The sequence below is a fragment of the Natrinema pallidum genome (genome assembly GCF_005890195.1).
Taxonomy (GTDB): domain Archaea; phylum Halobacteriota; class Halobacteria; order Halobacteriales; family Natrialbaceae; genus Natrinema; species Natrinema pallidum.
In genome coordinates this window covers 2,670,193-2,694,684 of record NZ_CP040637.1, presented here as the reverse complement: position 1 = coordinate 2,694,684, position 24,492 = coordinate 2,670,193, and the positions used below count along the sequence as shown (strand labels likewise).

Sequence of the window (24,492 nt, the reverse complement as noted above, 5' to 3'; positions counted from 1 at the left end):
TTGCAGAAGCGAAACGGTCGCGGTTTCGCCGGTTATCGCTCCCGTAGTAAAACCGACCGCCGACGATAGGGCGGACGGATGAGACGCGATACACTCTCACGGCGATCCGTACTGGCTGCCACGGGCGGTTTGACGCTTATCACCACCGGCGTCGCCAGCGTTGTCAGCGACACGGCACGGGACGATTCCGGGGACAGCAGTCGAGATTCCATCGTCGTTCGCGGGGGAACGGCCGAAGAGACCACGGTGTCCGTGACGACCGGTGCCGCCGACGGTCCGACGGCCGTCGTCGTCGGCGGCATGCACGGAAACGAGGTCGCGGGCTACACGGCCGCGGGTCGGATCGCCGACTGGTCGATCGACGCCGGGACGCTCGTGACGATTCCCGAGGCCAACACCGTCGCGATCGAGCGTGGCACCAGAACCGACGACGAGGGGACAAACCTCAATCGGCAGTTCCCCGACGGGGAGACGCCGGGCACGCGGCTCGCGCGGGCACTCTGGGACGTCGTCAGTGAGTCCGATCCCGACATCCTGATCGATCTCCACGAGTCGACGGGGCTCTACGCGGGCGATCCCGTGGACGGCGTCGGACAGGCGATATTCCACTCGGCCGGCGACGACGCGACCGCCGCTGCCGCGGACGCCGCCGAGTACGTCACCGAAACCCGCGTCGACGATCCCGCCCTCGCTTTTCAGACCGGTCCCTTCTCCGAACCCGATACCGAGCCGACCGGCCTGCTCGCCCACAAGGCCGCCCGAGATTTGGACGCCGACGGGTTCCTTGTGGAGACCCGTTCGACGGACATCGCGCTCGAGACCCGCGTCCAGTGGCACACGGCGATCGTCGACCGACTCCTCGAGCGGGAACGCCTGCTCAACGACGAGCCGTCGGAAGAGCCGGTTGACGGCTCCGATGGCGATGCCGAGAGCCCGACAGCGTCACCGATCGCCCGGATCGAGACGCAGCCGCCGTCGGCCGCGGAAGCGCCCCTCGAGCCGGGGACAACGGTCACGCTCGACGCCTCGCAGTCGCACGATCCGGACGGCAAACTGGTGGCCTACGAGTGGCGTGTCGGTGACGACGGCCCGTTCGAGGAGGCCGGGGAGACGATCGCGGTGCCGATCAACGGGACCGGCGACCACCCGGTCGCGTTACGCGTCGTCGACGACGAGGGAGCGACCGCCACCGATCGGCTCACGCTCTCGACGAACTGCTGACTCGTCGGCGGGCTGCGAACGGGGGATGTGGCCGAAAATCAGCGGTCGTTCGTTCGTAGCCGCCAGAGATCGTCGAAGGTGATGACCTCGACGTCGGCGCTGTCGATGTGCTCGAGTAACGCCTCGTAGTCGTCCGTGGGCATCGTATTGTCGGCGTCGAACGTGTGGAAGTTCAGGATCGTACACTGGTTGTGCCGGGCGGCGAGATCGACACACCGTTTCGAAATCCCGAGATCGTGGCCGATGGTCCGCGGCAACGCCAACGGGTCGAAGCCGTAGACGCTCGTCGTATTGACGTTTCCGGCCTGGTTGAAGCCGCCGCAGTAGTGATAATCGGTCGCCCGCTCGAGGCTCGTCCGGTCGAAACTGTTGTGCGGATGGACGATGTAGTTCGCCCCTTCGAAGCCGTTGTCGATATACCACCGTTTGTCGTTCCTGAGCCGTTCGTCGAGCGCGTCTTCGTCGTCGAGTTCGTGAATCGGGTCGTGCGTTCCGTGGACGACGATCTGGTCGCCGGCGTCCTGGCGCTCCTGGAGTTCCGAGAGCGACATGACTCCGTCCCGGCCCTGTGCGACCCATCGCGGGATCGGCGCTTGGACCGCCGGAAACCCGTACTCGTCGTGGAGCGGCGCGGCCGTCTCGTAGTAGTCGCGCATCCCGTCATCCCAGCTCAGCATGACGTACCCCTGCTCGGGCGTCCCGTGGGTCCGCAGATCGTCGACCCAGAGTTCGGCCTCCGGCATGGAGTGGAGCACCTGTATCTCGAGCCGATCGAGATAGTCCAGCGACGGATCGACGTCATCCTGCTGGAAGACGCCGGGACTCGTCCGGAACCAGCCGACATCGGGCGCACGATACCTGATCTCCCGGAGCGAGTACACCTTCTCGCTGCCGAACTGATCGACGAGACGCAGGTTGACCGCGATGTGCTGGGGCGTCGTCGTCCGAATCGCGACGGAGAGATCCGTCTCCGTCAGGTCCTCGCCCTCGAGACTCCGCTCCGCGACGATGTTCTCGCTGCCGTTCGATCGGAGCTTGAAACTCTGTTCGCCGTCGAACACCACGTCCGTGTCCGCGTCGCCCGATCCCTGGCTGACGGTCCAGCGGTCGAGATCGGCGAAGTCGTCGAACGACTCGCCCGGCTTGCGGTACCGGTCTCGGCTGTCGAATGCGGTTTCGAGCGGCGGTACCCCGTCGGTAAGTCCCGGGGTGGAGCCGTCCGAACCACCCGGGGTCTCGGCCGATGAATCGCCGCCGACCTCGTCGGCCGCCGACTTGATCCGATCCGCACAGCCGGCCATACCGGCGATTCCGGTCGCACCCGACAGTGCGAGGAACCGACGTCGCGTCGCGCGTTTCCGTGACATTGACGCTCCGAAGCTACCGACAGCGATCCCATTATTATAGATCCGATAGTCGGGCGCGGTGATCGGCCGACTGGGCCCGAATCCGTCGGTTCGGGGCTTAACGGTCGCATAGTAATTGAGTGCTCGGTCGGTGGGGAATCCACGGCGGCGTACGGCACCGACGAGCGGTCGGCGCTCGACGCGGTCCGCCGTCCGGACGCCGTCCGTGAGGCTGTCTTCGACGATGAACAGGGAACTTTTCGGTGTATTCGGGGGTATCGACGCGTTCGAGCGGCTCAGGTCCAGCGACGACTTCGACGAGGTGCTCGCCGGGCCGACGCTGACGGTCGGCATCAGGGATTCCGATCTCGGCGCACCCGGGTGGAGCGCCGCGTACACCGGCGACGAGGGGTGCTGTCTCGTCTGGGGCGAGGCGTACGTCCCCGGCGACGAATCCAACGCCGCGCGTTGGCTCCTCGAGCGCTACGCGGTGGACGGACGGGAGGCGCTGACGGGCCTCAACGGGTCATATCTGGCCGTGGTCGACGCCGAGTCGAGCGACGATGCGTTCGTCGCTACTGACCCCGTTCGGTCCCGGGAGTGTTTCTATACCGACGATCCGGGGACCCGCGTCTTCGGCACCGACGCCGCCGCGATCGGCCGTACGATCGCGGAGCCGACGCTCTCCCGGGACGGCGTCCTCGAGTTCCTCCATCTCGGGGTGATCCTGGGCGAGAAGACTGCGGTCGCGGAACTCCGTCGACTCCCGATCGACAGCCTGCTCACGTCCGCGTCGGTCGAGTCGTTCGATCGATTCGTCTACGATCCGCAGTCCACCGCGGAGTTCGATCCGGTCGACGAACTCGCCGAGCGACTCGAGGGGGCGCTTCGACGGCGGGCGGCGCTCCCAGGTCGAGCGGGCGTGCTCCTCTCGGCGGGCTATGACTCGCGAATCCTCCTCTCGCGAGTCGACGCGATCGACCGCAGTTACACGGTGGGCTCACTCGAGGCACAGGAGGTCCGCGGCGCGCGATCGGTCGCCGCCCAGTACGGTACGAGCCACACTGCTTTCCCGCCGGACGAGCGCTATCTCCGGCCCGACGAGTCGAAGGTTCGCTACTCACAGGGGATCAAAGAATCCCTGCATATCCACCACGCCGGCTACACGGACGAAATCGAGGTCGACACGATGTATCACGGCCTCCTCTGTGATACGTTCTTCCGCGGCCATTTCACGGCCTCGGAGACCGTCGATGTCCTCGACAAACGCGTTCCAACCGGGCGGCTCGATCCGGACCCGGCCCCCGTCGAGGCGCTCCTCGAGAAGGTGGGTTACAGCCGCGAGGCCAGCCGTGCACTCGCCGAGCGAACGTCGTTCGACGCGGACCCGGACGCGTTCGTCAGGGACGCTCTCGCCGACGAGTTCGCGGCGAGACGGGATCGAGCGGGGTCGGTCCAGAACGCACTCTCCTGCTGTGGCATCGCGAATCAGCCGTCGATGCCGTTCCATACGCACCTGTCCGATCACTTCGTAACCTCGTTTCTGGCGGCGGACCGCGACCTGATCGACTGGCACCTCCTGACGCCGCCGGCGGACCGAACGACGGACACGTTCCTCCGTGCGTGTAACCGGATCGACGACGACATCCTGCGACACCGCCCGCCCGACCGCCCGCACGATTCGACGCTGCTCAACGAGATCGAAGGCTTCGTTCGTCGGAAGACGCCGTTTCTCCCGTCGTTCGAACCGCCGTGGCCGGACCGCGAGGCGCTCTTCGAGCGCCACGACTTCGATCGGCGGCTGTTGGGCGACCTCGAGCACGTCCATCGCCTGCCAGCCAGGTACAAACTCAGGCTCACCGACCTGCGCGGATGGCTCGAGTGCTGGGACTCACAGGCGCGACTCCAGCCGTGGCTCCGGTCGCCGAAACGGACGGCCGCTAACACGTTCGGGTAGTCGGCGACTCGGACGAGCGGTGACGTGAGCGTCGTCCGCGAAAACCGCTCTCCGTGGCATTTATTCCGTTTACAGGCGATAAACCGTGGGAAGTCTTATATACCATGGTGTTTAACCGCGGAATATGCGTCTGACGCCGCCGTGGTTGCACTCTTCGTCCGATTCCGACGATGCGTGTCCTGTGGGTTCCGATACGGACCCCGGAGTGACGATGGTCCACGACCCGGGGAGGGAGATCCCGGTGGAACCGGACATCGAGACTCGAGTCGCGGCGTTCGTTCCGGACTCCGACGACGCCCTCGTCGATATCCTCGACGAGATGCGGACGCCCGCGACCGTCGACGAAGTCACCGACGAGCTGATCGAGCCGGCCAACCCGCCGATCGAGACGTGGGCACTCGTCCACGAGCGACTGCATCGGGACCGCCTGCCGGCACTCGACGCGTCGGGGGCCATCGAGTTCGACGAAACGCAAGGCCTGATCGAGCGGCCCACCGCTCGGACGGGCGAGGAACGACGCGTCTCGCCGGCCATGCTCGCAACGATTTCGATCGGACTGTTGCTCGTCTTTCTCACGCTCGTCTCGGTTTCCGTCTTGATTTCGTAACGGACGGCTTCGCTTGCTGATTTCTCTGCGTCGGTGGACAACCGCGGCGGCCGTCAATCGACGAGGCGTCTGATCGTCAGCACGGTAAAGAGCGCGAGGATGAGCGCGCTCAGGCCGATCCCCGAGAGCAACGAGGTGAACGGCAATTCCATCACTGCACCGAGAAGGATGGCGTAGGAGACGACCGTCGCGCCGATATAGTAATCGTCCCACTGCGGGTTCTCGGATCGCTCCTCGTCCGCCGACTCCGTGGTCGACTCCCCCTCGAGGTACTTGTCGACTCGATCGGCGGGAGGTTTTCGCTCGACGATCCCGCGGTTTTGCTGGTACTCGATCAGGCCCGCCTCGTCGAGTTTGGAGAGGTGTGACTGATAGAGAGGGATATAGACGCGCTGGCGCTGTGTCGAGGTGAGATCTTCGACGGTGGTTTCGTGCTCCCACGCCGCGACCTGTTCCGCAACGTCGCGCATGCGTACGGGCCCTTCAGTGCCCCTGAGATATCGGAGAACCATCCGACGGCGTTCGTTCTGCAGGAGATGAAAGAGTTCGTCCTTCGAAAACGCAGGCTCCTCGGAGAGGCAATCGGCGTCCTCATCCGCGCCCTGATCGTCGTCGATCACATCCGCCTCGTCCTTCTCTTCGGAGCTGATATGTTTCGCTTTCATTGCGCCAATCCCCCCTATTCAGAAGTGGGTAATAAAGGATAGATATCGTGTATTCTGGAACGATACGGTTTAGATATTTTCACGATATCTGATCTTCCTTTTCGTTATTTTTATCTCCGGATATCGAGAGCTATAGTGCATTAGAAAGCGATTCGAGGAAATCAGATAGGGCATTTATTTCGAGAAAAGTACCAGTGTGTATTTCAGACGTTCATTCCGAGTTTACGATCATTCCGGATTCGATGACGTTCAAGAACGGGCGAAAGTGACTTAAGCGGAATCTGTGTCGAGATCATTATAATTCGCCGTCAGCAGGCCGTCGGATCGACCCGTGGAATCGGGGCTTATCTCGGCGATAATAAACCGCCACTGTCCCCTAGGACGACGAAATGAGCGACACCCACTGGTGGTTCTTCGACCTGGCAGTCGCCATCGCAGTCACTGGCGTCCTCACGTTCGGCATTCTTGCAGGCGGCCATGGGGTGGTGAGAATAGCGGTGACGATTCCGCTCGTTCTCTTTCTGCCCGGGTATGCACTCGTCTCGGCCCTCTTTCCGGACGAACCGAACGACGACTACCGGAGCTTCGACGAGGAGAAGGCCGGCCTGGGCAGTCCGGTACTGGTCAGCGGTGGACTCGAGGCGATCGAGCGAACGGTCCTTTCAGTCGTCTTGAGTGTCGCGATCGTGCCCGCGATCACCCTTTTTGCAACCGTTACTCCCTGGGGTGTGACGCTTGAACCGGTCCTTTCCGGGCTGGCGGTGATCACTGTCGTCCTCGCTCTCCTCGCGATCGGCGCTCGGTACCGCTGTCCGCCGGCCCGGCGGTTCACTCCCTCGTTCTCGTCGGTCACTCCGTTCTTCACTCGAGGGCGTCCGAGTCCGTACGAGCGATCCGGCTACCGACCGTACAACGTCGCTATCGGACTCGGGTTGGTCCTCCTGCTCGCAAGCGGTGGCTTCGCCCTTGCGAACCCGCCACAGCACGACGGGTTCACGGAACTGTCGGTCGACTCACGGACCGTTACCGGCGACACGGAAACGATGTACGATGCGACCTATACCGCGGGAGAACGGCAGGAACTGCAGGCGACGATTACGAACCGGGAACACGAAGAAGTGACCTACACGACCGTGGTACTGCTCCAGCGGGTGAGTGACGACGGGACCGGCGTGACGGTCCGCGAATCGACCGCGGTAGACAGACGAACGGCAACGGTTCCCGATGGCGTCGCACACCGACAGTCCCTCGAGATCACGCCGACGATGCGGGGGGACGACCTTCGGCTGACGCTGTTGCTGTACGACGGTGAGCCGCCAGCGGAGCCGACGGTCGACAACGCGTATCGCGTCGTCCGGCTTCCGATCGAGGTGGAATAGATGTGGCCGTGGGAACATCTCGCGTTCGCGTACGTCCTGTACTCGCTGACGGCGAACGTCGTCGTTCGAACGTCGCCCTCGGCCCGCGAGGCAATCGCCGTCGCCGTCGGGTCACAGCTCCCGGATCTCGTCGACAAACCGCTCGCCTGGACGGCCGGCCTCACGGAAAGCGGCTACTCGGTCGGACACTCGCTGTTCGTCGCTCCGTTCGTGTGCCTCGCGGTATACGCGGTGGCCGCCTGGCGGGGGGAGCGGGTCCGATCCGCTGGCGGTGCCTTCGCGCTCGCGTACCTCTCACACCCGATCGCGGACATGCTCAGCCAGTTGCTCAGGGGACGGGGCGTCGACCTTCGGACCGTCCTCTGGCCGATCGCATCGCCGCCAGCGACGTCTCACGGTGGGTTCCTCGATCACTTCGTTCGATACTTCGTCCGATACGTGCACCAACTCCTCACCGGTGGGCTGACGGTGCAGATCGTGTTCCAGTCCCTGCTGGGGCTCGCCGTTCTGGCGCTGTGGCTGTTCGACGGCGCGCCCATCCTCGCTGACGCCTGGCGGCTGCTGCGCGCCCGACAGCACCGCTGATCGGCGACTAACTGCCGTCGAAGCGGGATTTATACGGTCGGAATGACGGTCTCGGCCGAGCCGTGACGCGGCTCCGACCGTGGTTGCCTCGAGAACCGTACGGTGAACGGTGGCGGTCGTCGTCTCGAACACAAGAATGCGTGGCTGGCGTGTCAGCATCGAGGAGTCACCCGGACATCCAGACGGAGGGCAGGAGACAACCGAGCGACGGTCGGTCGTCGGCGACCTGCACGGGTCGGGACAGTTCTATCGGGCCACTCACGATCGGAATCGACCACGGCGGTCCGAAAAACGATGGCCGGACGTCGAGGCCGACGGCCGATCAGTTACTCGCCGGCGAGGGCGTACACATCGTCACGTCCCCGTTCGTGTAGACCGTGGCCTGATCCGGGCGACAGAGTTGGCCTCGAGAGAGGTGTGCGATCCGCGTGTTCCCGTCGCCGTCCGTGACGTACGTCGCCTCGGTCGATTGTGCCGATCGATAGACCGTGTAGCCGTGGTTCGCGACGCCGTCCTCGGGAACCGTAGCCGTCGTCGTCGACGGATACGCGCCGGTCCGACTGAACAGGGTTTGATACGGATGATCGGTGTGGAGTTGCTGATCGGGACGGATCTCCTCTCCCTGAGGCGAACCGGTCAGTTCACCGATCGACTCGGCGGCGGCGAGTTCCGATTCGTCGTACGCGAGGCGCTCGTGCTGGGTCGAAAAGACCGGGTTTTCGGCGTTGCTCTCGGCGGCGAGGACCATCGCGCCCGGATAGACGAGCACGACGACGAGCAACACGGCGGCGACCAGCGCCGGCGTCATGTTCCCCCGCAGCGTCCGCACGCCGATCGCCCCGAGGACTGCCATCGGTGCGTAGAGGAACGCGAACCAGCGCGTCGGAATGAAGCTCCGAATGCCGAACATCGGCAGTCCGAGGATGAACACCAGCATGAACGCCGCCGCCAGCAGGAGGGTGAACACCGACTGTTCGGCGCGTCGCCTGTGGACGACGTACAGACAGCCCACGAACGTCGCACCGAGCAGGAGCAGGAACCCGAGGGTGTCCACGTAGGGGACGAGCTGTTCGATCAGCGTTGGCGCGGCCTCGGCCCCCGCTTTGGCCCCGTCGGACGAGTCGCCCGCGGTATTGAGGAATCCGGCGCTCTCCTCGAGCGTCTGCGTGAAGTAACTCAGGACCGTCGCCAGGAACGAGTCCTGTCGATACGGCGTCAGCGACCAGACGAAGATCGTCAGGCCGAGGTTGAACACGACGAGCCCGACGAGGTTGACCGGCTTTTTCGTCCGGAAGACGCTCGCGTCGAGGCGCGTGAGCCCGAGCGGGCCGATCACGAACACGAACTGTGCGAGAAACGCCGCGAGCAACAGGACGAGCATGATGAACGTCGAGACCTGATGGGTAAGGATAACGGCGATGCTCGACAGCAGGAGCAGCGAGAAGTCCCGGATCGTGTACTCGATCCGCATCACTCGGAGTAACGCGTACAACATCGCGAGGAAGAAGACGAGCCCCAGACTCGTGGGGATGAGGTGCATTCCCCACCTCGCGACGTGGCTCGCGAAGGCGTACAATGCCGTTGCCAGCACCGCCCATCGCGGCGAGACGAGTAGGTTCGTGGTCGCGTAGACGAGCAGGACCGAGAGCGGCATCACGAGGCCCACGGAGAGGTACAGCGCGGCGCGAATCGGAACGTCGTACAGCAGCGACGAAGCGGCGACCAACAGGTGGTAAAACGGCGATCCGTAGTGTTTGTCGTGGGAGATCGCGCCGAGGGACTGGTCCGCGAGAATCGCGTCGATGAACTCGTGGTGGGTCCAGATATCGATCCCGATGTATCCCGGCGTCGCGTACAGCGCGGTGAACCGGAAGACGAACGCGAAGCAGACGATCTGGAGGAGCAGCAGGCCGGGATGGAGGTCGCGATCGCTCACGAAAACGATCTGGCCGATGACGAGCGTCCCGACGACGCTCGCCAGTCCGAAGAAGAGGTGCGTTCGCGCCCCCTGAACGACGGTCAGCAGCACGAGCCCCGTGAGTCCGACCAGGACGGCACTCGGGAGCGCCATCGATATCGCCGACGGCAGGGTCGGAAACGCCCCGGGGTCGTCCCGCTGATACAGGGAAAGGAGATACAACGTACACGCGGTGCCGAGGATTACCGGAACGGTGTTGAGATAAATCTGCGACGTGAGAAACCGCAGCGGAAACAGCACCGCCGCGAGCAGGACGCCGCCGATCGCCGCGACGGTGTCGAGACGCAGCGGTCGCAGCTCCGACAGCGATCTATACGTCATTGCTGACCTCCGTCGGATTCCCGAGCGCTTCCTCTCGGCCCAACAGCTCGCGGTACAGTCCGTGGAGGCGCTCCCCGAGGGACTCGACGGCGAGCCCGTCGACCGTATCGCGGCCGTCGGAGCGCCCCCCGTCTTCGACGGCCCGCTCGAGCCCGCCGAGGAGCGCCCCGTCGTTGTCGCTGACGACGCAGTTGGTTACGCCGCGGACCGTTTCGCGGACGAAGCCGACGTCCGTCGAGACGACCGGCAGGTTACACGCGGCGGCTTCTTTGACGACCATCGGGCCGCTCTCGCGTTTCGACGTGACCAGCAGGACGTCGCTCGCGTTCATGTAGTACGGCATCGTCTCGTGGGCGATGCCGGAGACGGTTCGGAGATCGACATCGACGTCCGCACGTTCGACGAGCTGGCGAGCGCGTGGAAAGTCCTTGACCGATCGAGTCCGGTCGTACGGGAAGAGTGCGACCGGACGGTCGGTCTCCCAGCCGACGTACTCGCGCGCGCGTACTCGAGCCATCGGTCGGAACAGATCGGTGTCGACGCCGAACGGGATCAGTCGGTGGTCGGCCGCGAGTTCGCGTGCCATGGTTCGGCTCGGGACGATCGCGGCATCCGACCGGCGGGCACCGTGGCGACTGACCGATCGGAGCCACGATTGCTCGCCCATGAGATCGGTTCCCCACAGCGTCACGACGACCGGTCGTGTCGGCTGGGCAAGCGCAAAAGGGGCAACGAGCCCGTAGTTCGCGTGCACCAGGTCGTACGATGTCGATCGGACCTCTGAGAGGAGTTTCGAATACAAGCGGGCGTACTCCACCGCCGACCGGCCCGACGCCCCGCTGTGTTCGCCAGGGGCTTCGAGGACCGTACAGTCGACGCCGCGGGCCTCGAGAGCGGCTACCTGCTGGTCGAAAAAAGGCCGCGGTGACGTGACCAGTTGGAGGACCTTCATCAGTGATCTCCCTCTGCTCCAGGCATCGATCGTCCCGCGGGACGCGTCTGCGCGAGCGTCTCGAGTTGCCGGACGACGTAGTCCGTGACGTCGATCCGTTCGGCGAGCAGGCGCTCGCGACGCCGTCCCCACGTGTCGGCGGGTTCCTCGACCACCGAGACGGCTTTCTCGAGCCCGCGCGCGTGTCTCGCATCGCCGTCGTATTCGAACAGCAGACCGTACTCCGCCTCGAGTTCCGTCGTGTAGCCGAGCGAAAGCGGGTTCACGTAGACCGCGGGCGTGCCGAGCACTGCGGCTTCCGCTGCGGTCGTCGCCCCCTCGCTCAGGACGACATTGGCGTTCGCGAGCAGGTCGTGCAGCCGGGTCGGCGAGGTCTCGAACCGGTACGACGCGAGGGCGGCCGGGAGCTCTCCCTCCGCCGTGAGCAGGACCTGCAGGCCCGCGTCCTCGAGTCGGTCGACCACCTCGCAGGGATCGTCGAAACCGCCGTGGCCGACATCGTGGGTGGCGTCCCAACTGCTGAGTCGGACGACGGCGAACCGTGCGTCGGGGGCGAGCCCGACCTCCTCGAGCACCGCCGAATCGGGGGTGAACCGCTCGGGATGGAGATAGGCGAGTTCGTGATAGCCTGGGTACGTCACCTGTTTCGGGCCGATATCGTCCCGATAACACGCCGGCGTGGCGATCACGTCCGCGAACGGGTAGCCGAGGTTCGTGATGAGGGTCGCGTGCTCGGTGTCGTAGAAGACGAGACTCGTCGCTCCCGTCAGCGACGCGACGTGGGCGGCGGCGACGCCGCCGATCGCCGTAATCACGTCGGGATCGAGCCGCCGCGCTCGCCGTAGCAGTCGGAGTTCGTACGTCGCCTGCACCGCCGCCAGCGAGGCCAGCGAGTCGGCGTCGCCGGCCACGACCTCGTGATTGATGTCGTACGCCTCGAGGAGCCGAACGGCGACGCCGCTCTCGCGAGCGAAGACGTGAACGTCGTGGCCTCGCGCGTTCAACTCCGCGATCGGGTTTCGAAAGAAGTGGACGTGACCTGGGTGCTGGATCGTTATCATTACCCGCATCGTCGACCCACCTCCGCGACAGGCCGGCGGCTCGAGACGGCGGCCGGCGGCGACGGCGATGGATGTTCCGCCCGGGCCACCGATCCGTCGGAGACACGTCGCTGGGCTCGCATCGCGTCACAACCTCCGGTAGGCGAGTCCCGCGTCGGCGGCGATACCGTCGTCGATCGCGCCGGTCACGTCGATCAGTGCGGGCTCGTCGGCGAGTTGGTCGGCGACCTCCTCGAGATCGAGGTGGTCGAACTCCTCGTGAGGCGTCGCGAGCACGACGGCGTCGAAGCCCTCGAACGAGAGTCGATCCTGGATCTCGATGCCGAACGACTCCCGGGCCGCCTCGTCGTCAGCGAACGGATCGAACCCCTCGACGTCGATGTCGTACTCCTGCAGTTCGTCGATGACGGTGCCGATCTTCGAGCTTCGAATGTCCCCGACGTCCGGTTTGTACGCCAGCCCCAACACCAGGACGCGACTCTCGCGGAGCGTCTTGTGACACTGGTTGAGCGCCTTGATCGTCAGCTCGGCGACGTGGTCGGGGACCGACTCGTTAACCTGCCGGCCCGTTTGCATGAGTTCGGGGTCGAACCCCTCCTGAGCCGACCGGTACGCGAAGAAGTACGGATCGACCGGAATGCAGTGGCCGCCGACCAGCCCCGGCTGGTAGTCGTGGAAGTTCCACTTCGTACCCGCGGCCTCGAGGACGGCCCGGCCGTCGATGTCCATGGTGTCGAGCGCCATCGTGAGTTCGTTGACGAACGCGATGTTGAGGTCCCGCTGGGCATTCTCGACGACCTTGCAGGCCTCGGCGACCTCGATCGACGGAGCGCGATGGACGCCCGCGTCGACGATCGATTCGTACAACGTCGCCACGTCCTCGAGCACCGCCTCGTTCTGCGCGCTGACGACTTTGACGACGTCCTCGAGACCGTGGTCCGCGTCGCCCGGCGTGGCGCGTTCGGGAGAGTACCCGACGAAGAAGTCCGTACCCGCGGTCAGTCCGGAGGCGTCCTCGAGCGCCGGCACGACCGTCTCGCGCGTCGTGCCGGGGTAGACCGTCGACTCGAGGACGACCGTCGTCCCGGGATCCATCTTCGATCCGACGGTGGTCGCCGCACTCTCGACGTAGCCGAGGTCCGGCCGATCATCGTCGTCGATCGGGGTGGGAACGGCGATGATGACGTAGTCGGCCGCGCCGATCTCGGTCGCATCGGTCGTATACGAGATGTCACCGTCCTGGATTGCGTCGTCGGAGAGGTCGCCGGTCGTGTCGATACCCTCCTGTAGTCGACCCACCGTCACGTCGTCGACGTCGTAGCCGATGACGCGGTAGTCCGACCGGGCGAACCCGACTGCGAGCGGGAGCCCGACGTATCCCAATCCGACGACGCAGATCGTCGCCGCATGCGTCGACTGTGCGCTCGAGTGCTCGAGGGCGGTTCCGCCGCCGGGGCTCGATTGTCGTGCGTCCTGGTCACTCTCCCGATCGTCGGCTCGCGTCTCCGTATCGCTGATTATCGTGGTCATGGGTGATGCGTTGTCGCTGCCCCGTCGCACAACCGCGTGCAACGGTCACTCCGGAATCGGTGCACCCGCGATCGGCGGGGCGTCCCGTGGAACCGACGAGTCGGTGGCGGTGGTTTACTATACCGCGAATAAACGAGTGCGGGAGCGAACCCGATCGGCTCGTGGCTGGCGGACGCGCCGCTGGCGGAGTCGGCGGTCCGGGGACGAGCGGCCGACCAAGCGCTTAGAACGTTGTTAACCCCGCCTGTACTGCTGTATAATGAAGGTGGCGTGAATCGCATCCCCGATGCGGTCGGCGACGTCGCGACGCTCGTGACTCGATCGCGTACCGACTGCAGCACGCGAATCATGGTGTCCACGCCTCAGATCGGAGTCAGCGCCCGGATCGCATCGATGCGGAGCACCGTCTTGGCCGATCCGGGTCCGGCTCCGACACAGCAGTACGACGTGCACGTGATGGCATCGAGAACGGTCGTTCCGCGGATCGGCGATCGGTCCGGCGGAGCGTTGTCCTGGATACAACTGCTTCGCGTGACGTCGTTCTGGGAGTCCGCCTTGATCGCGGCGCTGTTCCTGCTGATCAGCGGACTCGTCGGGCTCCGGATGGCCGCCGCGCTCTCGGATCGCGATATCGACGTGTCGTCGCTGCCGCTGGTGGCGGACACGATCGGCGATCGGGACGACTCCGAGCAGCCATCAGCGGACACCCATCGCGCGTACGAGTCGTATCTCTCGCCGGAAACGCCATCGCGGCTTCTGAGCGACGAGGGTGAGGTGGTCCGACTCCTCATCGCGAATCACGGTCGGATTCGCCAGCATCGAATTACCGAGCGGACCGGCTGGTCGAAGTCGAAAGTGAGCCGGATCTGCTCGCGGATGCACGCCGACGGCACGATCGAGAAACGCTCGGTCGGTCGGGAGAACGTCATCACGCTGGCCGATCGGCCGGCGACTCGAGAGCAGGCGACGGACGAAATCGAGGCCCGCGTTCAGTAGGCACGACCCGACCGCCGTTCACCCACCAGTCACATCGCCTTTTTTACCCACCGCCACATCGCTCGCATCCAGCGCAGTTCTCGTCGGCGAGGAATATCCCCGCCGCTGGCCCGTCTCGAGTCGATCGTCGGACGACGGTCAATGGAGCAGGAACGCTATGGCGACCCTGGAAACGTCTCCACAGGGGGCAGTCAGCCGTCCCTGGCCACCCTTCGAGCATCGGACCGGGGCGGCCGCTCGGTCTCTTCGAGTCGGAAATCCCGCCGCTTACGGCGAGAAGGCTGGCACGTCGGACGCACCCGTCGCGTCGGAACGTGGCGTTCCGAGGGTCGAACGCGGGATTATACGGCCGGTAGCGACCGTCGTATTCGCAGTACCGACTTATTCGTGCTATAGTAATGGCCGCTGTCACACGTCGTGGGAACGACGCCCCGGCCGTCGACAGGACCGTCGGACGGGGTCGAGATACCAATGACACGAACCAGTACTGCAGTTCAGGCAGCGGTCTCGAACCGGCTCGAAACGACCGATACGACCATCGGCGGCGATGTCGGCCGCCGTCCGGTCGGCGGGTCATCGCGGTCGACGGCCGCTGCCCGGGAGGTGCTGCGCTGATGTGCGGTATTATCGCGCGTATCGGCCGCGGCAGCGCGGCGGAGACGCTCCTCTCGGGCCTCGAGAACCTCGAGTACCGCGGCTACGACTCGGCGGGGATCGCGGTCCAGAACGGGTCCGGCGTCACGGTCCACAAGACGTCCGGCGAAGTGTCCGACCTCAAGTCGTCGCTCGACGGCCGTCCCCACGGGAACATGGGGATCGGACACACCCGCTGGAGCACCCACGGCCCGCCGACCGACGAGAACGCCCATCCGCACACGGATACGGCAGGTGACGTGGCGGTCGTCCACAACGGCGTCATCGACAACTACGACGAACTCAGGGCGGACCTCACCGCGAGGGGCCACGAGTTCGAGAGCGAGACCGACACGGAGGTCATCCCGCACCTTATCGACGAGTACCTGAAGTCGACCGACGACACCGAGCGGGCGGTCCGGAAGGCCGTCGACACGCTCGAGGGGAGTTACGCGATCGCCGCGATCGTCGACGGCGAGGAGCGCGTCTACGCGGCGCGAAAGGGCTCCCCGCTCGTCCTCGGACTCGACGACGAGGAGTGGTATCTCGCCAGTGACGTGCCGGCGTTCCTCGATCACACCGACGACGTGATCTATCTCGAGGACGGCGATCTCGTCGTTCTCGAGCCGGACGCCTACCGGATCACCGATCTCGACGGCACACGGATCGAGCGATCCGTCGACACCGTCGACTGGGACCCGGACGATGCGGGGAAAGGCGAGTACGACCACTACATGCGCAAGGAGATCGAGACGCAGCCAACGGCCCTCTCGAACACGATCGAGGGTCGGATCGATGATGGGAACGTCGCTTTCGAGGACCTTCCCCCCGGCTCGTTCGACGGTATCGAGTCCGTTCAGTTCGTCGCCTGCGGGACGTCGTATCACGCGGCGATGTACGGCGGGCAGTTAGTGCGGGAGGCGGGTGTGCAGGCCGACGTCCTCCGCGCGAGCGAGTACGAATCCACGGCCGGACCGGTCGATGAGACCACGCTCGTCGTCGCGGTCACGCAGAGCGGCGAAACCGCCGACACCCTCGACGCGGTCCGGAACGCGGCTGCTCGTGGCGCGCGGACGCTCGCCGTCACTAACGTGGTCGGCTCGACCGCCGCACGCGAAACCGACGACGCCGTCTACATCCGCGCCGGCCCGGAAGTCGGTGTCGCGGCGACGAAGACCTACTCCTCGCAGGCGGTCACGCTCGCCCTGCTCAGCCAACGTCTCGCCGACGACGTTCCGGACGCGACTCCCGTCGCGGACCGAGCGGCCATGCTCGAGGCGCTCGAAGCCCTTCCAGCGCACGTCGAGACCGTCCTGGAAACGGGACGGGCGGAAACGCTCGCACGGAAACTGCTCGACAGCGACTCGTACTTCTTCATCGGGCACGGACTCGGACACTCGGTGGCGCTCGAGGGCGCGTTGAAGTTCAAGGAAATCACCTACGAGCACGCCGAAGGGTTCGCTGCCGGGGAGCTGAAACACGGGCCGCTCGCGCTCGTGACCGAGAACACGCCCGTGTTCGCGGTCGCGACCGGCGGCGACGACGACGAGAAGACGAAGACGAACGCGATCGAGGCCCAGTCTCGCGGTGCGCCGATCGTCGCCGTCGGTCCGGACGAGCAGCCCCTCGCCGATGTCGCCGACGCGCACCTGCCGGTTCCCGACACCCATCCCGTCTGGGCGGGCTTGCTCGCGAACGTCCAGTTCCAGTTGCTCTCCTATCACGCCGCGACGCAACTCGAGCGCCCGATCGACAAACCGCGCAACCTCGCGAAGAGCGTCACGGTCGAATGACCGTCCCGCCCGCCGGATAACGCCTTTTTGACGCATCAGTTCGAACGAAGAACGCCGATTCTCGAACCGGTACCGTGACGGCCGAACCCCGAGCGCTGCCGTTGCTCTTCCGAACCGAGGCCCCCACTCGTACAGCGAGTACACGATACCACACCGCTCGAGAGATCAGCGGTATCCCGCTTCGCGGGGGCGGGAGTGTCGTGGTTGCGACCGCGGCCGGACAGTCAACGCCGGGCGATCCCACGGGGCGGAGCCGCGCGCTCGGTGGCGACGCCCGCACGGTCGATCCGGCGATCGCCGTTCAGCGAACGCGCTCGCCGAGAGGACAGTAATGGGCTGACGAACTAGGGCTCGAGACGGCGGTGCCGTCGGCACGGAAACGGGCCGGCGTCACTCGGCGCTCGAGGCGGTCGGTGATGCCGACGGGACGACCGGCGTTCCGAACCGCGACAACGAGCAGCGAACCGCGACCGACCCGTCCCTAGCGATCAGTCGTCGCTGTCACGCGCCGTCTCGTGTCACCATCGACATCGACGGTCCGCTCGTCCGACTCGGTCCCGTCTACGATCACGGTAAACGTGTACTCGTCGTCCTCGCGCTCGAAGTCGACCTCACCGTTCCGATCGACGGTCTTCCGCTCGTTCCCCTGCAGACTCGGCGATTCCCGCTCAAGCGCAACGGTCGCGTTGTCGAGCGGTTCGCCGTTCCCGTCTTCCACGACGAACGTCACCGTGCTCCCGTCGTCGCTCGAGTCGTCAGTTCCCGACCCGTCGCGTTCCTCCTCGAGCGTCAGCGTGAGCGACGCGTTGCCGCCGTCGATGTCGACGCTGTCTTCCGCGGACAGGTACCCGTCCGCGTTCGCGGATACGGCGTAGGTTCCGTTCTCGACCTCCCAGGCAACCTCGCCGTTGCCGTCGGTCGTTTGTCCATTGCCGACAGTCCCATTGTGGCTGACGTTGGCCCCGGCGATCGCGTTCCCGTCCCGATCTTCCACGGTCACGGTCACCGTGTGCGGTCCATCATCGCCGTCGCCACTGCCTCCGTCGCTATCACCGTCCGTCTCGTTGCCATCGGTATCGCCGTCGCTGCGATCCCCGTCCGTCTCGCCGTCATCGCTGTCGGTGCTCTCCCCACCGTCAGCGGTGCTCTCGTCGCTGTCACCGTTGTCGCCTTCGCCGTCAGTAACGGTCCCATCCCCGCTTTCGTCGTTCTCGCCGCTGGTCTCGTCGGTTTCGTTCCCGCTGCCGGCGTCCGCAGCGCTGTCATCCGACGGCTCGATGCCGTCGTCGGCCGGCTGATCCGAGTCGTCGAATCGGTCAGTGACCGATCCGACGGCGCTACTGACGGACGCACCGCTCGCAGCGAGTACTAGCCCGGCCAGCAGGAACACGATCCCACTGACGGTGAGCAAAATCTGGACGCTGCTCCGAATCGATCTGGTCTCCGTTCGCTGTCGTTGGACATTGCGACGCATACGTGAAGAATTGTGAGTCGTGATCGGTTGTTACGTGCGCGTCGTCCCGTCGTCCGCGACCGACGCGTTCCGCTCTCCATCGGACACGTCCGCTTTCGGTCGGCCAGCGCTCGAGCGGGTGCCGGTCGCGATACGTTCGGTCCCGGACGCTGCTGGTGTGGCTGCCGCGTCCGACGAGTCTCGGGCCGGGCCCCGTGCCGAGGGGTGCTGGCGAATCACCTGCCGACAGCGTCCAGTCGCCCGGGAGTTCGATCGGTCATGTCCGAGTGAATTCATTACATGACTCTTCCCCGGTTCGGGGGTTCACTATACCGACGATAAAACCGTTTCACTACCGAAAACCGTCTTCGACGGCGGACTGTGGGGCGATACCGTCACTAGAACTCGGCTGTGCAATCGAGCGGCCGGTAATACAGTATTACCCAGTCCGTCGGGGGAGCGCAAGTCGCCGATTGGCGAGTCGTAACGGCTGTTTTGGCCGCTCTCACGGCTCGTTGACCGATCGCCGAACACGTGATCTCCGGACGGATTTCGAGAGTGGAGCGTGAACGGTCGGCGCGCTTTTTGAGTGTTCCTGTGGGAATCCCGGTCGAGAGTGCCATGAGCGAATCCACGACAAACGACCCGGCGGCCGGCGAATCGCACACCCGCGACCAGGGCGAGCCGGACAGCCAGAAGTGGCTGAGCGGCTTCGTCTCGCTGATCGGCCTGTGGCTGGCCGCGTCACCGTTCGTCTATGGCCCGGCGCAGTCCATGCTGTGGAACAACCTGCTGGTCGGGGGCGCGATCTTCCTGCTGGCAGGATACAACTACTACCGGATCATCACCGCCCACCCGACCAGTACCGGCGTGATGTCGCTCGTCGCCCTGCTCGCGCTGTGGATGGTCGTCTCCCACTTCGCGATCGGCGGGCAGTTCGCGATCAGCGGTCTCGAGGTCGCCAGTGCGGGCCTGGCCTGGAGCAACATCGTCTCGGGACTCATCGCCGCGGCGCTGTCGGCGTATATCGCCTACGCCGCCGGTCGCGGCGTCCCTCGCGGAACGGCCGCCGGGACGCGATAACGACCCGGAGGCGGCTTTTTTCGTCGCTGTTCGCCGCGATCAGGGGTATCGTTCGGGCGGTGCGTCCGCTGCGCGCCGCTCGAGCAGGTCGAGAACGGGCTCGCTCGCGGCCAGTCGAATCCCGAGCGCGGTGAGCCGATCCCGTACCGCGCCCGGAACGAGCGTGCCGTATAGCGATCCGAGAACGGGGACTGGACCGACGCGATAGTGCGTGTCGGGGTTCGGAACGGTCGCGGCCTCCCGAATCGTCGCGGCGACCCGGTCGGGATCGTTGATGAACGGACCGCCGCCTTCGACAGCGCGGAGCCGCCGGAGGATGCGGTAGAGATCGTCGTACCCCGCGGGGCTGACGACAGTCATGTTCCTGCTCGACCCGTGCCGGTCCGGCTCCATCGCCGCCGCGCCGTCGATAGGGCTCGAGGCTGGTCGGGCGGTCGCGGCCGCGTCGTCGACCGCCGTCACGGCGCGGTCGTAGAACGGCGTCCGTACGACGCCCGGTTGCACGACGACGACGTCGATCCCGGAGCCGGTCAGCTCCTGTCGCAGCGCGTCGCTCAGACTCGCCATCGCCCACTTCGAGGCGGTATAGGCACCGATCCCGGCGAGCGCGAGCCGATCCGCGGCGCTGGTGACGGTGATAATGCGACCACTGCCGCGTTCGCGCATCCCCGGAAGCACCGCCCGAATCAGTCGGTGCGGCCCGAAACAGTGAACGGAAAACTGGCGCTCGAGCAGCCTCGTGGGTACGTCTTCGACCGGGCCGAACTGCCCGTAGCCGGCGTTGTTGACGAGGCACTCGACGCCGCCGGCCTCGTCGCGGACGCGCTCGACGACGCGGTCGATATCGTCGGGAGCGGTCAGATCCAGGGCCACGATGTCGGCCCCGCGGTCGGCCAGTCGCTCGAGGCCGTCCCGATCGCGATCACGGGCGGTCGCATAAACCCGCCACCCCGCCGCGAGCAGTGCGCGCGCCGTTTCATAGCCGATGCCCGACGAACAGCCGGTCACGAGTGCGGTCGTCGCCATGCGCCGTTCTACGATGGCCTCGTAGAAGGCAGTCCCCAGGTGTCGCACTCGAGAACTGTCACGGCTATCGACGGCTCCGGGAGTGGCCGGCGATCCCTGAGCGGGGGAACGGTACCGTCAGTCGCCGAACGGAGCAACAGGGTCTGACGGGCGTCGTGGGTCCTCCAGCGGTCCTCGTTCGATCCCGGTCGATGGCCCTCGCTCGTCGGCTGCTGACGAGTCGCGGTCGCTCGCCGCCGAATCGTCCGCATCGTCGACCAGCCCGGCGTCCTCGAGCGCTCGCTCGAAATCGCCGCCGAAGTCGTCGTCCGCGTCGTCGGAAGCGTCCGTTTCGATTGGGTCGTCCGGAGCAGCGGGGTCGTCCAGTTCGGAGGGGGCATCCGGAGCAACTGATTCGTCCAAGCCGTCCGGTTCGGTTGGTTCAGCAGGAGCAGCGGTGTCGTCCGAGTCGGCTGGTTCGGCCGGTTCGGCGGGGCCGTCCGACGATGCTCGGGCGGCATCGTCCGCTGTAGTGTCGTCTCCGTCGGAGTCGTCGGTCGACGGGTCGGAATCGGTCGACGGCACCGGGTCGGCTGGCGGTTCCGTCGCACTGCTGTCGTCCCCGTCCGGGCTCGAGTCGGGCTCGGTTTCGGGGACAATCGCGTCGTCGCGGTCGTCGGTCGGTGCGGTTGACTCAGCGGCCGACGCGTCGTCGCGCTCCACTGCAGCGGCGGACGAATTCGTCTCGTCCGCCCGCAGATCCGGGGCGACGACGACCGTCAGGACGCCGAACGTGAGCAGGACGGCCACGATGGGAACCAGCAGCGCGAACGCCGATGGGATATCGTCTGGAAGGCGTGCCATTTGACGGCTCGATCGTAGACGACCCACCCGCTTTGTTACGCTCGGCCCACAGCGGATCGAACCGACGGGTGGCGGCTGATACGCGCTCCGTTCCGTTCGTATCGGCTCGCTTCGGGCTCGAGGAACGGCGTCGGTCGCGACGCGGGACGAAGCCGCCGCGGCGGCCGAACAATGATATAGCCGGCCCGTCCAGTGGGAACAACGGACACCGCCGACAATGACGAGTCATTACGATCACGCACAGGTTCAGGAGTTTTGGCAATACGTCTGGGAGCGCGACGACGTCTACGCGCTCGATGCCGACGCCACGGACCCGACCTACGTCCTCGGCATGTTTCCCTACACGTCGGGCACGCTCCACATGGGGCACGTCCGCAACTACGCGATCACCGACGCCTACTCGCGCTATCGCCGCATGCGGGGCGACGACGTCCTCCACCCGATGGGGTGGGACGCGTTCGGCCTCCCCGCCGAAAACGCGGCGTTCGACCGCGGGACCGACCCCGAGTCCTGGACCCAGGCGTGTATCCGGCGCATGCGCGAGGAACTCGAGACGATGGGCTTTGGCTACGACTGGTCACGGGAGATTACGACCTGTGAGCCCGAGTACTACCGGTGGAATCAGTGGCTGTTCAAGCGCCTCTACGAGGCGGGGCTCGTCGAGTACGAGGCGGCGACGGTCAACTGGTGTCCCGACTGCGAGACGGTACTGGCCGACGCGCAGGTCGTCGATCACGAGGACGAACGCAGCGAGTCCTCGGATCAGGCGAGCGGCCACGGCGATCGCGTCTGCTGGCGGTGTAAGACCCCAGTCGGGCGACGGGAACTCGATCAGTGGTTCTTTACGATCACCGACTACGCCGAAGAACTCCACGAAGGGCTCGACGATCTCGAGGGGTGGCCCGAGGGCGTCCGCGAGATCCAGCGCAACTGGATCGGGCGGCAGGAAGGGGCACGGATCACGTTCGACGTGGCCGGTTACAGCGGCGCTGGCAGGAGCGGCGACGGTGACGACGACCGAGCCGTCGACGTATTCAGCACCCGCCCGGAGACGATCTACGGCGCGACCTATCTCGCCGTCTCGCCGGGTCACGACCTCGCTCGAGCGCTGGCCGAGGACGACGACGCCGTCGCCGAGTACATCGCGACCGTTCGCGAGCAGGCCCCCGACCGGGTCGGTTTTGCCGGCGTCGAGACCGACGCTACCGCGGTCCACCCGCTGACAGGCGCGGAACTTCCGGTCTACGTCGCCGGTTACGTCCTCGAAGACGTCGGCACTGGTGCCGTGATGGGCGTTCCCGGCCACAACGAGCGCGACCACTCGTTTGCACGCGAGCACGACCTACCGATCGAGCGCGTGATCGTTCCCGACGCCGACGACAACGGCGGTAGTGGGACCGAAACGGACGAAGGCGACCCGTACACCGGCGCGGGCGTCCTCGAGCACAGCGGCGAGTACGACGGCCTCGAGAGCGGGGTGGCCGGCGAGCGGATCGTCGCTGACCACGACGCGCTCGCGGACGATGTCACCTACCGGCTTCGAGACTGGCTGATCTCCCGCCAGCGCTACTGGGGGACGCCGATCCCGATGGTCCACTGTGACGAGTGCGGACGCGTTCCGGTGTCGGACGAGGCCCTCCCGATCGAGCTACCGGAGTTCGTCCGGACCACGGGGAACCCGCTGGACGCGGCCGAGGAGTGGACCGAGACGACCTGTCCGGACTGTGGCGGGCCCGCTCAGCGAGAAACGGACACGATGGACACGTTCGTCGATTCCTCGTGGTACTACCTGCGTTTCCTCTCGCCGACTCTCGCGGACGCGCCGTTCGAGACCGACATCGCGAACGACTGGCTGCCGATCGATCTCTACGTCGGCGGCGACGAGCACGCCAGCCTGCATCTGCTGTACACTCGTTTCTTCACGAAGGCGCTGGCCGACCTCGATCTCCTCGAGCGGCGGGAACCGATCCGCGAACTCATGAGCCAGGGGACGGTGCTGTACGACGGCGAGAAGATGTCCAGTTCGAAAGGCAACGTCGTCACCCCCGAGGAGTACGGCGCGGAGACGACGCGGCTGTTCGTCCTCTCGGCGGCGCATCCCGAACAGGACTTCGAGTGGACCGCCAACAACGTCCGCGGAGCCTACGATCTCCAGCAGACCCTCTACCGGATGGCGACTGCCTTCGTCGAGGAAGGCGATGCCCGCGTCGAGCGACGGGACCACGACGAGTACGTCGCTCGGGAGATCGACCGAACCATCGCCGCGGTCACGGCGGAGTACGACCGGTACCGGTTCCACCGTGCCGCGACCGAGATCCGTGAGCTGGCACGTCTGCTCCGGCGCTATCGCGAGTACGACCGCCCACACGGTGACGTCTACCGGCGCGGCCTGCTGACCCTGGCCGCGCTGATCGCCCCGATGGCACCCCACCTCGGCGAAGAACTCTGGAACAAACTCCGCGGGGACGGGCTCGCCGTCGAGGCCGACTGGCCCGAGCCAAACCGCGACGCCTCGCGGTATCGGCTCGAGCGCCGACTGGTCGATCGCACGCTCGAGGACGTTCGAGATATCGTCGGCATCGCCGACATCGACGACCCCGAACGGATCGAACTGATCGTCGCACCCGACTGGAAGTACCGGGCCGCCGAGTTGGCGGGCCGGACCGCCAGCGGGGACGACGGGTCCGACCCCGTCGACTCGATCGTCGACGCGGTTCTCGCGGACGAGTCGGTCGCCGCCCCCGATCCCGCTCGCGTCGCGGCGTTCGCGGGCGAACTCGTCGGACGCGACGGCGAGGACGGCGAGGAGGGACGAAGCGCGGATCACGAACTGGCGGTTCTCGACCGCGCGTCCTGGCTCGTCACCGACGAGTTCGATGCGGCCGTCACCGTTCGACGGGCCACCGGCGACGACGCGCAGGCCGCCAAAGCCCGACCCGGCAAACCCGCGATTCGAATCAGTTAGGGGCCGCCGGCCGGGGCGATGCGCCGCTACTCGGCGGCGCGGATGCGGTCCGCGTGAGCAATTCCGGAAACTCGGGAAGGACAGTTTTATTCAATCGG

The 24,492-nt window shown here is 65.9% G+C and carries 19 protein-coding genes; 10 read left to right on the top strand and 9 right to left on the bottom strand.

Going from position 1 to position 24,492, the window contains the following annotated elements; genetic code table 11:
- Nucleotides 1-78: 78 nt before the first annotated feature.
- A complete protein-coding gene (locus FGF80_RS13280) occupies nt 79-1,221 on the top strand; it encodes a PKD domain-containing protein (RefSeq protein WP_175417035.1) in 1,143 nt (380 codons plus the stop codon).
- Nucleotides 1,222-1,259: 38 nt separating this feature from the next.
- On the opposite strand, the gene FGF80_RS13275 is transcribed toward FGF80_RS13280, so the two are convergent.
- Nucleotides 1,260-2,588, bottom strand: coding sequence for a polysaccharide deacetylase family protein (locus FGF80_RS13275; RefSeq protein ID WP_138654525.1), 1,329 nt, complete (start codon nt 2,586-2,588; stop codon nt 1,260-1,262).
- A gap of 223 nt (nt 2,589-2,811) precedes the next feature.
- Between FGF80_RS13275 and FGF80_RS13270 the strand changes: the two genes are divergently transcribed.
- Nucleotides 2,812-4,524 (top strand): asparagine synthase-related protein, encoded by a 1,713-nt coding sequence (locus tag FGF80_RS13270; protein ID WP_138654523.1) that lies wholly within the window; start codon nt 2,812-2,814, stop codon nt 4,522-4,524.
- Between the two features lie 241 nt (nt 4,525-4,765).
- Nucleotides 4,766-5,131 (top strand): hypothetical protein, encoded by a 366-nt coding sequence (locus tag FGF80_RS13265; protein WP_238705291.1) that lies wholly within the window; start codon nt 4,766-4,768, stop codon nt 5,129-5,131.
- 53 nt (nt 5,132-5,184) lie between these two features.
- Here the strand turns inward: FGF80_RS13265 and FGF80_RS13260 are convergent, their stop codons facing one another.
- Nucleotides 5,185-5,796, bottom strand: a complete 612-nt coding sequence (locus tag FGF80_RS13260; RefSeq protein ID WP_138654519.1) for a DUF7344 domain-containing protein — start codon at nt 5,794-5,796, stop codon at nt 5,185-5,187.
- A 389-nt stretch (nt 5,797-6,185) separates the two neighbouring features.
- On the opposite strand from FGF80_RS13260, the gene FGF80_RS13255 reads away from it, so the two are divergent.
- Both FGF80_RS13255 and FGF80_RS13250 read left to right on the top strand, forming a co-directional pair.
- Nucleotides 6,186-7,175 (top strand): DUF1616 domain-containing protein, encoded by a 990-nt coding sequence (locus tag FGF80_RS13255; protein ID WP_138654517.1) that lies wholly within the window; start codon nt 6,186-6,188, stop codon nt 7,173-7,175.
- Nucleotides 7,176-7,760 (top strand): metal-dependent hydrolase, encoded by a 585-nt coding sequence (locus FGF80_RS13250; RefSeq protein WP_138654515.1) that lies wholly within the window; start codon nt 7,176-7,178, stop codon nt 7,758-7,760.
- 322 nt (nt 7,761-8,082) lie between these two features.
- Here the strand turns inward: FGF80_RS13250 and FGF80_RS13245 are convergent, their stop codons facing one another.
- From FGF80_RS13245 to FGF80_RS13230, 4 genes are all read right to left on the bottom strand, one after another.
- Entirely contained in the window at nt 8,083-10,059 is a 1,977-nt protein-coding gene (locus tag FGF80_RS13245) for a glycosyltransferase family protein (RefSeq protein WP_138654513.1), read from the bottom strand.
- Nucleotides 10,049-11,011 carry a glycosyltransferase gene (locus FGF80_RS13240; RefSeq protein WP_138654511.1) on the bottom strand — a complete coding sequence of 321 codons (963 nt, stop codon included), beginning with the start codon at nt 11,009-11,011 and terminating at the stop codon, nt 10,049-10,051. The genes FGF80_RS13245 and FGF80_RS13240 overlap by 11 nt, the downstream gene beginning before the upstream one ends.
- Nucleotides 11,011-12,081 carry a DUF354 domain-containing protein gene (locus tag FGF80_RS13235; protein WP_138654509.1) on the bottom strand — a complete coding sequence of 357 codons (1,071 nt, stop codon included), beginning with the start codon at nt 12,079-12,081 and terminating at the stop codon, nt 11,011-11,013. The genes FGF80_RS13240 and FGF80_RS13235 overlap by 1 nt, the downstream gene beginning before the upstream one ends.
- A gap of 117 nt (nt 12,082-12,198) precedes the next feature.
- Nucleotides 12,199-13,602, bottom strand: a complete 1,404-nt coding sequence (locus FGF80_RS13230) for a nucleotide sugar dehydrogenase (protein ID WP_138654507.1) — start codon at nt 13,600-13,602, stop codon at nt 12,199-12,201.
- Nucleotides 13,603-13,950: 348 nt separating this feature from the next.
- Between FGF80_RS13230 and FGF80_RS13225 the strand changes: the two genes are divergently transcribed.
- The 3 genes from FGF80_RS13225 (at nt 13,951) to glmS (ending at nt 17,024) form a co-directional block, all read left to right on the top strand.
- Nucleotides 13,951-14,598 (top strand): helix-turn-helix transcriptional regulator, encoded by a 648-nt coding sequence (locus tag FGF80_RS13225; RefSeq protein WP_138654505.1) that lies wholly within the window; start codon nt 13,951-13,953, stop codon nt 14,596-14,598.
- 471 nt (nt 14,599-15,069) lie between these two features.
- Entirely contained in the window at nt 15,070-15,213 is a 144-nt protein-coding gene (locus FGF80_RS19255) for a hypothetical protein (RefSeq protein WP_175417034.1), read from the top strand.
- Complete coding sequence (gene glmS / locus FGF80_RS13220) at nt 15,213-17,024, top strand: glutamine--fructose-6-phosphate transaminase (isomerizing) (RefSeq protein ID WP_138654503.1); 1,812 nt, start codon at nt 15,213-15,215, stop codon at nt 17,022-17,024. Before FGF80_RS19255 ends, glmS begins: the two co-directional genes overlap by 1 nt.
- A 481-nt stretch (nt 17,025-17,505) precedes the next feature.
- Here the strand turns inward: glmS and FGF80_RS13215 are convergent, their stop codons facing one another.
- The gene (locus tag FGF80_RS13215; RefSeq protein ID WP_006185407.1) at nt 17,506-18,498 is read right to left on the bottom strand and encodes a carboxypeptidase regulatory-like domain-containing protein; all 993 of its coding nucleotides are present in this window, start codon (nt 18,496-18,498) and stop codon (nt 17,506-17,508) included.
- A 600-nt stretch (nt 18,499-19,098) separates the two neighbouring features.
- On the opposite strand from FGF80_RS13215, the gene FGF80_RS13205 reads away from it, so the two are divergent.
- Nucleotides 19,099-19,560, top strand: a complete 462-nt coding sequence (locus FGF80_RS13205; RefSeq protein ID WP_006185405.1) for an SPW repeat protein — start codon at nt 19,099-19,101, stop codon at nt 19,558-19,560.
- A 39-nt stretch (nt 19,561-19,599) separates the two neighbouring features.
- Here FGF80_RS13205 and FGF80_RS13200 read toward each other — a convergent pair whose 3' ends face one another.
- Both FGF80_RS13200 and FGF80_RS13195 read right to left on the bottom strand, forming a co-directional pair.
- Complete coding sequence (locus tag FGF80_RS13200; protein WP_138654499.1) at nt 19,600-20,586, bottom strand: SDR family oxidoreductase; 987 nt, start codon at nt 20,584-20,586, stop codon at nt 19,600-19,602.
- A gap of 117 nt (nt 20,587-20,703) precedes the next feature.
- Nucleotides 20,704-21,429 carry a cell surface protein gene (locus FGF80_RS13195; protein WP_138654497.1) on the bottom strand — a complete coding sequence of 242 codons (726 nt, stop codon included), beginning with the start codon at nt 21,427-21,429 and terminating at the stop codon, nt 20,704-20,706.
- A gap of 217 nt (nt 21,430-21,646) precedes the next feature.
- Here FGF80_RS13195 and leuS point away from each other — a divergent pair, with 217 nt between their 5' ends.
- On the top strand, nt 21,647-24,394 hold the full coding sequence (leuS, locus tag FGF80_RS13190; RefSeq protein ID WP_138654495.1) for a leucine--tRNA ligase: 2,748 nt from the start codon (nt 21,647-21,649) through the stop codon (nt 24,392-24,394).
- The last annotated feature ends 98 nt before the right edge of the window (nt 24,395-24,492 follow it).